This is a genomic window from Angustibacter sp. Root456, from assembly GCF_001426435.1.
Taxonomy (GTDB): Bacteria; Actinomycetota; Actinomycetes; order Actinomycetales; family Angustibacteraceae; genus Angustibacter.
Genome location: NZ_LMER01000001.1, coordinates 537254 through 549463, shown reverse-complemented (window position 1 = coordinate 549463; position 12210 = coordinate 537254). Strand labels below are relative to the sequence as shown.

At 74.4% G+C, this 12210-nt stretch carries 11 protein-coding genes; 7 read left to right on the top strand and 4 right to left on the bottom strand.

Features of this window, described 5'->3' with window-relative positions; genetic code table 11:
* The first annotated feature begins 38 nt into the window (after positions 1-38).
* On the top strand, positions 39-2138 hold the full coding sequence (locus tag ASD06_RS02620; protein ID WP_056672552.1) for a peptidoglycan-binding protein: 2100 nt from the start codon (positions 39-41) through the stop codon (positions 2136-2138).
* Here ASD06_RS02620 and ASD06_RS02615 read toward each other — a convergent pair.
* Entirely contained in the window at positions 2092-2871 is a 780-nt protein-coding gene (locus tag ASD06_RS02615) for a TIGR03089 family protein (RefSeq protein WP_157371447.1), read from the bottom strand. The genes ASD06_RS02620 and ASD06_RS02615 overlap by 47 nt on opposite strands.
* A gap of 7 nt (positions 2872-2878) precedes the next feature.
* On the bottom strand, positions 2879-3511 hold the full coding sequence (locus ASD06_RS02610) for a dTDP-4-dehydrorhamnose 3,5-epimerase family protein (RefSeq protein WP_056672548.1): 633 nt from the start codon (positions 3509-3511) through the stop codon (positions 2879-2881).
* Positions 3512-3529: 18 nt separating this feature from the next.
* On the opposite strand from ASD06_RS02610, the gene rfbD reads away from it, so the two are divergent.
* On the top strand, positions 3530-4429 hold the full coding sequence (gene rfbD / locus ASD06_RS02605; protein ID WP_056672546.1) for a dTDP-4-dehydrorhamnose reductase: 900 nt from the start codon (positions 3530-3532) through the stop codon (positions 4427-4429).
* Here rfbD and rfbA read toward each other — a convergent pair.
* Positions 4403-5272, bottom strand: coding sequence for a glucose-1-phosphate thymidylyltransferase RfbA (gene rfbA / locus ASD06_RS02600; protein ID WP_056672544.1), 870 nt, complete (start codon positions 5270-5272; stop codon positions 4403-4405). The two genes, rfbD and rfbA, sit on opposite strands and share 27 nt — an antisense overlap.
* Before the next feature lie 52 nt (positions 5273-5324).
* Here rfbA and rfbB point away from each other — a divergent pair, with 52 nt between their 5' ends.
* Genes rfbB through ASD06_RS02575 form a run of 5 tightly spaced genes read left to right on the top strand, consistent with a single transcriptional unit; the run spans position 5325 to position 11307 of the window.
* Positions 5325-6299 (top strand): dTDP-glucose 4,6-dehydratase, encoded by a 975-nt coding sequence (rfbB, locus tag ASD06_RS02595; RefSeq protein WP_056672542.1) that lies wholly within the window; start codon positions 5325-5327, stop codon positions 6297-6299.
* A 2-nt stretch (positions 6300-6301) separates the two neighbouring features.
* Positions 6302-8335, top strand: coding sequence for a hypothetical protein (locus ASD06_RS02590; protein WP_157371446.1), 2034 nt, complete (start codon positions 6302-6304; stop codon positions 8333-8335).
* A 35-nt stretch (positions 8336-8370) separates the two neighbouring features.
* On the top strand, positions 8371-9300 hold the full coding sequence (locus tag ASD06_RS02585; protein ID WP_056673055.1) for a glycosyltransferase family 2 protein: 930 nt from the start codon (positions 8371-8373) through the stop codon (positions 9298-9300).
* 1 nt (position 9301) lies between these two features.
* A complete protein-coding gene (locus ASD06_RS02580; protein WP_056672539.1) occupies positions 9302-10390 on the top strand; it encodes a glycosyltransferase family 4 protein in 1089 nt (362 codons plus the stop codon).
* Entirely contained in the window at positions 10387-11307 is a 921-nt protein-coding gene (locus tag ASD06_RS02575) for a lysylphosphatidylglycerol synthase domain-containing protein (RefSeq protein WP_056672536.1), read from the top strand. The genes ASD06_RS02580 and ASD06_RS02575 overlap by 4 nt, the downstream gene beginning before the upstream one ends.
* Before the next feature lie 109 nt (positions 11308-11416).
* Here the strand turns inward: ASD06_RS02575 and ASD06_RS02570 are convergent, their stop codons facing one another.
* Complete coding sequence (locus ASD06_RS02570; protein WP_200941809.1) at positions 11417-12154, bottom strand: DUF3105 domain-containing protein; 738 nt, start codon at positions 12152-12154, stop codon at positions 11417-11419.
* Positions 12155-12210 lie beyond the last annotated feature (56 nt).

Here is a 12210-nt window from a genome sequence, read left to right as displayed (position 1 = left end):
GGACGGCATGCGCCGCAGTCGTGCGAGGAGGAACGTCGATGTCCGGCCGCCACCGCCAGCTCCGCCGCTCGTCCGTGAGCGCGCCGGCGCGCGTGGCGCTCACCGCCTCGGCGGCGGCGCTGGCCGTTCAGCCCATGGTGGCGCAGGGCGCCACCGCCGCGACGCCGGTGCCGACCCCCGTCCGAGCGCTGCCGAACGCGCTGGACGTGGTGCCGCGCTACAACGAGCAGCGCAGCTGCGACCCGGCCGCCAAGCCGGGCGTGGAGGCGTTCGCGCGCATGGTGCTCTCGACGTACCGGCAGGGCCACTCCGGTGGCATCGTGCGCGGCTGCGGCCTGGGCTCGACGTCCGAGCACAAGGAGGGTCGCGCCTTCGACTGGATGCTGAGCATCAACAACCCCGCCGAGAAGGCGGCCGGCGACGCCTTCACCCAGTGGCTCACCGGCCGCGACGCCCACGGGGTCGTCGGCGGCAACGCGCGTCGCCTCGGCGTCATGTACGTCATCTGGAACCGCCGCATCTGGAGCACCTACCGGATCAGCGACGGCTGGCGGCCGTACTCGGGCGCGAGCTCGCACACCGACCACGTCCACACGTCGTTCACCTGGGACGGCGCCATGGGCCGAACGTCGTTCTGGGACGGCACCGCGACGACGAACGACGACAGCGGCCCCTGCCGGGTGTTCGCCGGGCAGCCCGCACCGCTGTACACCGGGGTGCGGCACACCGCGCCCTGCTCGACGCGCCTCCCCGCCGCCCCGTCGTCGCCGTACGCGCTCATCTGGCCCGGGCAGACCAGCTCGGTCGTCAAGGTGGCCCAGGCGCGCCTCGGCCTGGCCGCTGACGGCGTCTTCGGCTCGGGCACGCGCTCGAGGCTGCTCAGCTGGCAGCGCTCGGCCGACGTTCCGGTCACTGGCGTGCTCGACAAGCCGACCTGGCACGAGCTCGTGCCGGCCGCGACGACGCCACCGACCCCTTCGCCGACGACCCCGCCGACCACCCCGACCACCCCGACGCCGCCGCCGACCACTCCGACCACCCCGACCACCCCGCCGATGCCGCCGACGCCGCCGACGCCGCCGACCACCCCGCCTCCCGCACCGGCGCCGTCGGCAGCCACCACCACGACGCTGACGCCGTACGTGACGACCGTGCTGCGCACCGGGTCGCGCGGCGCGGCGGTGTCCGCGCTGCAGCACGCCCTGGGTCTGCAGGCCGACGGCGTCTTCGCCTCGGTGACCGCCACTGCCGTTCGACAGCTGCAGAGCGCCCAACGCCTGGCCGCGACCGGCGTGGTCGACGCCCCCACCTGGGCCGCCCTCGAGCGCGCCGCGTACCCGCTGCTGCCCTACCGCACCACCGTGCTGCGACAGGGCTCGCGGGGCAGCGCCGTCATCGCGTTGCAGCGGGCGCTGCACGTCACCGCCGACGGCGCCTTCGGCCCCCAGACCGCGGCTGCCCTGAAGGCCGCGCAGACCCGCGCGCGCCTGAGCGCCACCGGCGTCACGGACGTCGCCACCTGGGTCGCCGTGGAGCAGGCCTCGTACCCGCTGGGCCGCCCGATCGTGCCCGCCGCGACGCCGACCACCACCGCGCCGAAGCCGCCGACGCCGCCCGCTCCCACGCCGACGACGCCTGCGCCCAAGCCGGCACCTACGCCGTCGTCGGCCCAGACCCTCGCCACGACCACCAGCGTCTCGCCCTACAAGGCGACGGTGCTGCGGCAGGGCTCGCGGGGTGCCGCGGTGAAGGCGCTCCAGCGCGCGCTGGGCATGGCGCACGTCGACGGTGCGTTCGGCCCGATGACGGCGGCGACGGTGCGCTCGTTCCAGAAGTCGCGTCACCTGCCGCAGACCGGCGCGGTCGACCGCCGCACCTGGGACGCCGCCGAGCGGGTCGCCCACCCGCTGCTGCCGTACCGCACGACGGTGCTGCGGCAGGGCTCGCGCGGCACTGCTGTGAGGGTGCTGCAGAACGCGTTGCACCTCACCGCGGACGGCGCCTTCGGTCCGCAGACCGCTGCGGCGGTCAAGGCGGCTCAGCGCAAGGGCCACATCGCGGCCACCGGCACCGTCGCGACCCTCACCTGGGTCACGGTCGAGAAGCTGGCGTTTCCCCTGGGGCGCAAGCGCTGGTGACCCGCTCGGCGGCCCACCGCTCTGCGAGAGCGTCGGGGTCGCCGTCGCGCACGAGCACGACCGATCCGTCCAGCGCCCACACCGCGAGCGCGTCGACGAGCAGCGCGCCGCCGTCCGCCCCGACGCGGGCGCCGGGTGACGGCACGAGCGCGACCCGCTCGCCGTGCGCCCACCCCGCGTCGGCCGCTCGGCGCGCACAGCGCTCGTCGAGTGCCGCGGCCGTGAGCTGCTCACCGCCTGCCACCCACGCGTCGTCGCCGTCGTCCGGCTCGTCGAAGGGCTCGAAGACGTCGGGCTGGCTGAGCAGGTCGGCCGCCTCGTCGATCGCGCCGTCCAGGGAGCCGCCCACCCAGCTGCGCGCCAGGGCCGGGAGGCTGACGGCCACGACGCGCGCTCCCGGGGTCGCGACGTCCTGCGGGCGGTCGGTCACCACGACAACGGCCCGCGAGTCGGGCTCCAGGGCGATCACGGCACCGACGCGCCACGCCGCCAGCGCCCAGTACACCGCCCGCCAGTGAGCGGGCAGGTCGAGCACGACGACGTCCCCGCGCTCGACGTCGAGCTCGTCGGCCAGCAGGTTGGCGGCCTTGGCCACCCAGTTGGCGACCACCCGGCCCGACAGCTCGATGCGCTCACCGCGGGTGAGCCCGTCGGCGTCGTCGTAGTACGTGATCCGGGGGCGCGTGGGGTCGCTCGCCGCCAACGCAGCGGGCAGGTCGGCAAGGCGACTCACCCGTCGATCACCGCCCACCCTGGCGGGCCTTGAGCTGCTCGCGAAAGGCCAGGGCCTGCTCGTACGACGGCAGCAGACCGTCGGCCTGCGCTTGCGACAGCGTCGGCGCGGCGAGGTCCTTCGGCGACAGCTGGGGTGTCACCGGGCGCCCGAGCCGGTCGGTCGTCGGCCAGTCGATGGCGAGCTCGGGGCACATCGGGTGGACGCCGTGCTCGCGGCCGGGCGCGTACGGCGCCGAGCAGAGGTAGGCGAAGACCGCGCCGTCGGTGAGCGCCATGTACGCGTGGCCGAGGCCCTCGCTCAGGTACAGCGCCACCCGGTCGACGTCGTCGAGCACCACGGCCTCGTGCTGGCCGAACGTCGGCGACCCCACCCGCAGGTCGACCACGACGTCGAGCACCGCACCGGCCGGGCACGTCACGTACTTGGCCTGGCTGGGTGGGAGCTCGGCGAAGTGCACGCCCCGCACCACGCCGGCGGCGGACGTCGAGATGTTGGCCTGGGCGAGGTCGAGCGACTGCCCGGTCGCCTCGACGAAGCTCGCTCCCGCGAACCACTCCAAGAACGTCCCGCGCTCGTCGGTGTGCTGGCGGGGGACGACCTTCCACGCGCCCTCGATCGACAGGGGGGTGATCTGCATGGCTGCGACACTATCCGCATGAGCGACACGCACCCGGAGCCCCCTGCCACCTCCACCCTCGGCCGCTGGCTGCTCGTCGGGGGCCGCGGCATGCTCGGCCAGGACGTCGCGGCCGCCCTGTGCGCCGCGGGGGTGGCGCCCACGGTGGCGGGCAGCGCCGAGCTCGACGTCCGCGACGCGGCGGCCTGCGACGAGGCGGTGGCCGGCGCCGACGTCGTCGTCAACTGCGCGGCGTACACGGCGGTCGACGACGCCGAGTCCGAGGAGGCGGCGGCCTTCGCCGTCAACGCCGTCGGCGCCCACCACCTGGCCGTCGCGAGCGCACGCCACGGCGCCCGGCTGGTGCACGTGTCGACCGACTACGTGTTCGCCGGAACGGCGAGCGAGCCCTACGCCGAGGACGCGCCCGTCGCGCCGCGCTCGGCCTACGGTCGCACCAAGCTGGCGGGGGAGTGGGCCGTGCAGGCGTCCGGCGCGGACGCGCTCGTCGTCCGCACGGCGTGGCTGTACGGCGCGGGAGGGCGGTGCTTCCCGCGCACGATCGCCGGCGCGCTGTCGCAGCGGGACGTCCTCGACGTCGTCGCCGACCAGGTCGGCCAGCCCACGTGGACCGTCGACGTCGCGCGCGTCGTCCTCGACCTCGTGCGCGTGCACGCGCCGGCCGGCACCTACCACGCGACGTCCGGCGGGCAGGGCACGTGGCACGACCTCGCGCAGGCCGTGGCCCGCGCCGCCGGTGCCGACCCCGAGCGGGTGCGCCCGACGACGTCCGAGCAGTTCGTCCGCCCGGCGCCGCGACCGGCGTACTCGGTGCTCGGTCACGACGCACTGCTCACGGCCGGCGTGGAGCCGATCGGCCCGTGGCAGGAGCGGTTCGAGGTGGCCGCGCCTTCAGTGCTGGGCGGCCAGGAGGGCTAGCAGGTACTCGCCGTACCCGGACTTGGCCAGCGCCTCGCCGCGCTCACGCAGCTCGTCGTCGGTGAGGAAGCCCGCACGCCACGCGACCTCCTCCGGGCAGCCGATCTTCAAGCCCTGCCGCGCTTCGATGACGCGCACGTACTCGCCGGCGGCCATGAGCGTGTCGAAGGTCCCGGTGTCGAGCCAGGCCGTGCCCCGAGGCAGCACCTCGACGGCCAGCGTGCCGCGCTCGAGGTAGGTGCGGTTGACGTCGGTGATCTCGTACTCACCACGCGGGGACGGCGTGAGACCCGCCGCGATCTCGAGCACGTCGTTGTCGTAGAAGTAGAGCCCCGGGACGGCGTAGTCGCTGCGCGGCGCGGTCGGCTTCTCCTCGAGCGAGACGGCCCGGCCGTCGGCGTCGAACTCGACCACGCCGTACGCCGTCGGGTCGCTCACGCGGTAGGCGTAGACCAGGCCGCCGGTGAGGTCGGTGTGGCGCCTCAGCTGGGTGCCCAGCCCCGGGCCGTAGAAGATGTTGTCACCGAGCACGAGCGCGACCTTGTCGCTGCCGACGAAGTCGGCGCCGATGACGAAGGCCTGCGCGAGGCCGTTGGGGTTGGGCTGCGTGGCGAAGGTGATCGAGATGCCGAACTGCGAGCCGTCACCCAGCAGCCGCTCGAACTGCGCGGCGTCGTGCGGTGTCGTGATGACCAGCACGTCCCGGATGCCTGCCATGATGAGCATGGAGAGCGGGTAGTAGATCATCGGCTTGTCGTAGACGGGGACGAGCTGCTTGCTGACGCCGAGGGTCACGGGGTGCAGCCTCGTCCCGGAGCCACCTGCCAAGATGATTCCGCGCATGGCGCCTGACCCTACCGTCCCACGTCACGATCACCACCCGGAGGTTGCACCCGTGAAGGTCCTCGTCACCGGAGGGGCCGGCTTCATCGGCTCGCACTACGTCCGCTGCGCGGTGCAGGGGGACTACCCCGGCCTCGCCGAGGCGGACGTGGTGGTGCTCGACAAGCTCACCTACGCCGGCAACCGGGCCAACCTCGCGCCGGTCGAGGACTCCCCGCGGCTGCGGTTCGTGCAGGGCGACATCTGCGACGCCGGACTCGTCGACGACCTCATGGCCGAGGTCGACCAGGTCGTGCACTTCGCGGCCGAGTCGCACGTCGACCGCTCCATCGCCGGTGCCACCGACTTCGTGATGACCAACGTGGTGGGCACCCAGACGCTGCTCGACGGCGCGCTGCGCCACGGCGTCGAGAAGTTCGTGCACGTCTCGACCGACGAGGTGTACGGCTCGATCGAGTCCGGTTCGTGGACCGAGCACGAGCCGCTGCTGCCCAACTCGCCCTACTCGGCGAGCAAGGCCTCCAGCGACCTGCTGGCCCGCGCCTACCACCGCACCCACGGGCTGCCGGTCAACATCACGCGCTGCTCCAACAACTACGGGCCCTACCAGTACCCCGAGAAGGTTATCCCGCTGTTCGTCACCAACCTCATGGACGGCGAGCAGGTGCCGCTTTACGGCGACGGCCTGAACGTGCGCGACTGGCTGCACGTCGACGACCACTGCCGGGGCATCGAGCTGGTGCGCGCCGGCGGCCGCCCCGGCGAGATCTACAACATCGGTGGTGGCACCGAGCTCACCAACCGCGAGCTGACCGAGCTGCTCGTGAAGGCGTCCGGCAAGGACTGGAGCAGCGTGCGGCCGGTGGACGACCGCAAGGGCCACGACCGCCGCTACAGCGTCGACATCACCAAGATCGCCGACGAGCTCGGGTACGCCCCGCAGGTGCCCTTCGAGCAGGGGCTGGCCGACACCATCGAGTGGTACCGCACCCACCGCGACTGGTGGCAGCCCCTCAAGCGCGGCTGAGCTTGCTGTCGACCGCGGTCTCGCGCGGCGGCGTCGCCGCGGCGGCGTGGGCCCTGCTCGTGGCCGCGGCCGCCGTCCCCCTCGCGGTGCTGGGCGGGTGGGCGCCCTGGCCGGCCGCAGTGGTGCTGGTGGTGGCCGGCGTGGTCGCCGTCGTCGTCAGCCGGTGGGTCCCGGTCGTGCCGGTGCCCCGCGCCGCCGGGCTGCTGCTCGTGCTCGTGGCCGTCGGTGCGGGCGTCTGGGCCGGTGCCACGCACGCCGAGCACGTGGTGCTGCGACGTGACGCCGGCACCTACGCGTTGTCGGGTCAGCACCTCGCCACCGCGCACCAGGTGCGCGTCGACGTGCACGCGGCCGATATCGGCGGCCCCGCGCTGCTGAGCCGGCCCGGCGTGACCGTCGGCTCGCCCGGCTTCTACGAGCAAGGGCGCGGCGCCGACGTCCACGTGGTGCCGCAGTTCCTGCTCGCGACGACGGTGTGGCTGTCGGTGGGGTGGTGGCTCGGCGGCTGGACCGGCCTGCTGCTCGTGCCCGCCGTCGTCCTCGGGGCCGCGGTGCTGGCGTTCGCGGGGCTCGCGGTGCGCGTCGTCGGCCCGTGGTGGGCCGTGCCGGCCACGGCGACCTTGGCCGTCGCCGCACCGGTGCTGCACGCGGGACGCGCCACCTACTCCGAACCGCTCGCGCTGCTGGCGGGGTGCGCCGCCGGCGCGCTGCTCGTGGCCGTCTGCGGCTCGCGCGGCGAACCGCCGCGGCGCCTCGCGGTGCTGGCCGGTGCGCTGGCCGGCGGGGTCGCTCTGGTGCGCGTCGACGCCCTGCGAGAGAGCTCGCTGCTGCTGCCCACGCTGGCGCTGTTGGCCGTCGCGGGCGGCCCCGCAGTGCGCCGCGTCGTGGGGCCGGTGCTGCTCGGACTGCTCGGGGCCACGGTGGTCGCGGCCGCCTCCGCGGGGCTCACCTCGCGGCCCTACCTCGCCTCGCTCGCCGGCTCGCTCGTGCCGCTCGCCGCCGGGGCCGTCGTGCTCGCGCTCGGGTCGGTGTCCGCCGTGCTGCTGGCCCGCCGAGGCGTGCGGCTGCCCCACGCGCTGCGCTCGCGGCTGCCGCTGCTGCTCTCCCTGGCCGTGGTCGTGGCCGGGCTGGCCCTCGCCACGCGGCCGTGGTGGCAGACCGTGCGGCAGAGCGCCGCCGACCCCGGCGCGCGCGTCGTGGCTGGGCTGCAGCTTCGGCAGGGTCTGGCGGTCGACGGCGGACGCACCTACGCCGAGCACTCCGTGCAGTGGGTGGGCTGGTGGGTCGGCGTGCCGGCGCTCGTGCTGGCGCTGGCGGGTGCCGGCTACGCCGCGTGGCGACTGGGCCGGGCCTGGCGCGACGGCGACCCGCTGCCCGCGTGGACCCCCGTGGCCGTCGTCGCCGTCGGCTCCACCCTGCTCACCCTCTACCGCCCCGGCATCACGCCCGACCACCCGTGGGCCGACCGTCGGCTCGTTCCGGTGGTGCTGCCGGCGGTCGTGCTGCTCGCCGTCGCCGCTGTGGCGGCCGCGACGCGGCTCACCCGCCGACGTCGGCCTGGGCCAGCCTCCCGGCTCGTGGCCGCGGCCGGTGCCGTGCTCGTGCTCGCGCCGACGGCGTGGGCGACGGCGCCCGTGGCGACCCAGCGCACCGAGCGCGGCGAGGTCGCCGCGGTGCAGCGCGCGTGCGCTGCCTTCGGGCCGGCCGACTCGGCCATCCTGCTCGACAGCCGTGCCGCGAACGAGTGGACCCAGGTGCTGCGCGGCGTGTGCTCGGTGCCCACCGTCGTCGTCCGCGCGACCTCGGCCACGCCCGCCGACCGCGCCACGGTCCTCGCGCTCGCGCAGGCCATCGCCCGCACCGGGCGCCGCCCCGTGCTCGTGGCCGCCGAGTCACCGGACGCCGTGCGGCGGGTGGGGGCCGAGCCGACCCACGTGGTGCACCTCGCCACCATCGAGGACCAGCGGTTGCTCACCCGGCGTCCCGACGGCGCGGCCGCGCTCGGCGTCGACCTGTGGCTGGCGCCGGCGACGTGAGGGACGCGGCGCGCTCACCGGTACGCTCGACGCCGATGAGCGCGCACCCCGCCCCCGAGCTTTCGGCCACCCAGCCCCCGCCGTACGTCACGGTGGTGCTCCCTGCCTACAACGAGCAGGACCACGTGCTCGCGGAGGTCGAACGCATCTGCGCCGCTCTCGACGCGAGCCCCTACGGCTACGAGGTGCTGGCGATCGACGACGCCAGCACCGACGGCACGCTCGCCGTGCTGCACGAGGCCGCAGCGAGGTTCCCGCACGTGCAGGTCGTGCCGTTCCGGCGCAACGGCGGGTCGGGCACGGCTCGCCGCATCGGCACGCAGATGGCGCGCGGGCAGATCGTGGTGTGGACCGACGCCGACCTGACCTACCCGAACGAGCGCATCCCCGAGCTGGTCACCTTGCTGCACGACGACCCGTCGTACGACCAGGTCGTCGGTGCGCGCACCACCGAGGAGGGCACGCACAAGATCCTGCGCGTGCCCGCGAAGTGGCTGATCCGCAAGGTGGCCGAGCGGCTCACCAACCAGCGCATCCCCGACCTCAACTCCGGGCTGCGGGCGTTCCGGCGCGAGGTGGCGCTCCCGTACCTGCGCTTGCTCCCGCCGGGGTTCAGCTGCGTCACGACGATCACGCTGGCCTTCCTGAGCAACCAGCACGACGTGAAGTACGTCGACATCGCCTACGCCAAGCGCGCCGGGCAGAGCAAGTTCCACTTCGTGCGCGACGCCTACCGCTACATCCTGCAGGTGCTGCGCATGGTGATGTACTTCGACCCGCTCAAGGTGCTCATGCCGCCCGCGCTGTGGCTCGTCGCCATCGGGGTGGTCAAGGGCGTCGTCGACATGGTGCGTCACCCGTTCTACTTCCCGGCCAGCACCGTGCTCCTCTTCGTCACGGGGCTGATGATCGGCTCGCTCGCGCTGCTGTCGGACCTCGTCGTCCGCTCCCGAGACGGCGTCTGACGTGCGGGTGGCGGTCGTCGGCCCCACCCACCCGCTCAAGGGCGGCGTCGCGGCCCACACCACCGAGCTGGCCCACCACCTCGCCGCGGCCGGTCACGACGTCGAGCTCGTCTCGTGGTCACACCTGTACCCGTCGCTGCTGTATCCGGGCGAACAGGCTGTGCCGCAAGGCATCCCGGACGTCGCGCCGTTCGCTCGCACGAGCCGCGACCTGTCGTGGGCCCGGCCCGCGTCGTGGTGGCGCGCCGGTCGCCGGCTGCGCGGCGTCGACCTCGTCGTGATCGTGCACGTCGTACCCGCAGTGGTGCCCGCGCACCTGGCGCTGCTGCGCGCGCTCGGGCGCTCGACGCCGGTGGTCGTCATCGCCCACAACGTGCTGCCGCACGAGGCCCACGCCGGGGCGGCCGGGCTCGTGCGGGCACTGCTCGCGCGGGCCGACCGCGTCGTCGTCCACTCGAGCGAGCAGGCCCGGTTGGCCTGCGAGCTGGGGGCGCGGGACGTCGTGCAGGCCCCGCTGCCGCCGCACCTGCCCGGTGGTGCGCCCGTCGACCGGACGGCGCCCGACGGCCCGCTGCGACTGCTCGCCCTCGGGGTCGTGCGCGACTACAAGGGCGTCGACCTGCTGCTCGAGGCGCTGCGTGAGGTACCGGGGCCGCAGGTGACGGTGGCGGGGGAGATGTGGGGTGAGGCGGGCGAGCGGGTCCGGCGGCTGGCGGCCGACCCGGCGCTCGCGGGGCGGGTCGACGTGCGCGCCGGCTACGTGCCCGCCCCCGCGCTCGCGCCGCTGCTGGCGGCGCACGACGTGCTGGCGCTGCCGTACCGCGCCGCAACGGCGTCGCAGAACGCCCTGCTCGCCTTCGCTCACGGCCTGCCCGTGCTGGCGACGCGCACCGGCACGTTCACCCACGACGTCCGCGACGGCGTCGACGGCCTGCTCGTCGAGCCGGGCAGCGTGCCGGCGCTGGCCGACGCGCTGCGCACGCTCGCCGAGCCGGAGCGACTGCACGCACTGCGTCGCGGAGTGCGCCCACCCGACCTCGAGACGCCGTGGCGGCAGTACCTCGACGCGGTGCTGGACGGCGGCTCATGACCCGATCACGCGTCATCTCGGTGGCGCGCATCGTCCTGGCGGTGCTCGTGGTCGCTGCGGTGGTGTGGGCCGTCGCCCGGTCGTGGGACCAGGTGAGCGCCGAGCTGGCGCGCGTCTCGGTGGGCGCTCTCGTGGCGGCGTCCGCGCTGGCCCTGCTCGGCCTGGTGCTCACGCTCGTCGGCTGGCGGGCGCTGCTCGCCGACCTCGGCTCGCCGCTCGGGTGGGGCGCGGCGTCCGGCGTGCTGTTCATCGGCCAGCTGGGCAAGTACCTGCCGGGCACGGTGTGGACCGTGGTGCTGCAGACCGAGGTCGCCAGCACCGTCGGGGTGCCGCGCAAGCGAACGGCCGTCGTCGGGCTGCTGTCGATGGGGCTGAGCGCGCTCGCCGGCCTGGGGGTGGGCGTGCTCGCGCTGCCGGCGCTGCTGTCGTCCGGCGGCGGGCGGTGGTACCTGCTCGCCCTGCTGGTGGTGCCCGTCGGAGCGGTGGTGCTTCACCCGCGGGTGCTCAACGCGCTGGTCGGCTGGGCGCTGCGGGTGGTCAAGCGCGCACCGCTCGAGGAGCGGCTGTCGGGCCGGGCCATCGCGGTCACCATGACGGCGTACGTCGCCACCTGGCTGTGCCTGGGGCTGCACGTGTGGGTGCTGGTGCACGACCTGGGGGCCGACGCCGTCGACGCGCTGTTGCCGGCGGTGTTCGGCTACGCGCTCGCGGCCTCGCTCGGCATGGTGGCCGTCCTGCTGCCGGCGGGTATCGGGCTGCGGGAGGTGGTGCTGGTGCTGCTGCTCACCGGCCCGCTCGATCGGCCCGGAGCCACCGCGGTCGTCTTGCTCTCGCGGTTCATCGTGACCGCCTCGGACGTCGTCGCCGCGGCGGCCGCGTGGCTGTACGACCGCAGCAACCACCTCATGACCAGGTGACGGTCGGCTCATGTGCTCCCGCTGAGCCCCTCCGGCAAATTCCCAAGAACTTCGACGCCTGGGCGATCCCAGGCGTGCAAGTTCTTGGGAATTTGCCGACGGGGTGGGGCTACTGGGCGCCGGGCTCGGGGGCCTCGTTCTCCGGGTGCGCCTTGATGAAGGACGCGACGACCTCGCCCGAGACCTTGCCGCACAGCTGGCGGTGGCCGGTCTGCTTCTTCAGGTCGCTGGGCTGGGCCGACCAGTGGGACAGCGCGAAGTGCTTGCCGGCGGGGAAGTCGCCGTAGGCGGTGTCCCAGGCGCTGACGATGAACTTGTTGCGTGCCTCGGCGCTGTCGTTGGCCTCACGGCTGATCGCCTTGAGCTGCGAGATCTGCTCGGCCGTGGCCGTGCCGTCGTACCAGAGGACGGTGTACCCGTGCTCGAGGTTGTGCACGAGGTTCTCCATCTTCGGCCGGTCGGCCGCGGTGTAGAACTGGCGCGCGGGGTACTCGGGCGCGGCGAAGTGCGGACCGGACGACGGCGGCACCGTCGAGTACTTGACCGTGGTCTCGTCGGGCTTGTCAGTGCCGGGGCCGACGTGCGCCCCGCCGCCCGACGCGTCGTCGTTGGTCACGGGGTCGCAGGCGGCCTGGTCGGCCGGGACGCCGAGGCTCGCCAGGCTGCCCGACGGCACCCGGGAGGTGTCGCGCACGATGGCGAAGGTGACCGCCCCGGCGATCACGACGACCACCGCGACGGCGGCCCCCACCACCGCGAGCGTGCGACGTCGCTCGGCGGCCTTGGCCTGTCGCTGCATCTCGGCGATCTTGGCCTTGCGGTCGACGTCGGCCTTCTTCGCTGCCACCGGTGGTCCTTCGCTCGTGGGGCTCGGGGTCTCGTGCGCGTGCACACGGCCAACGA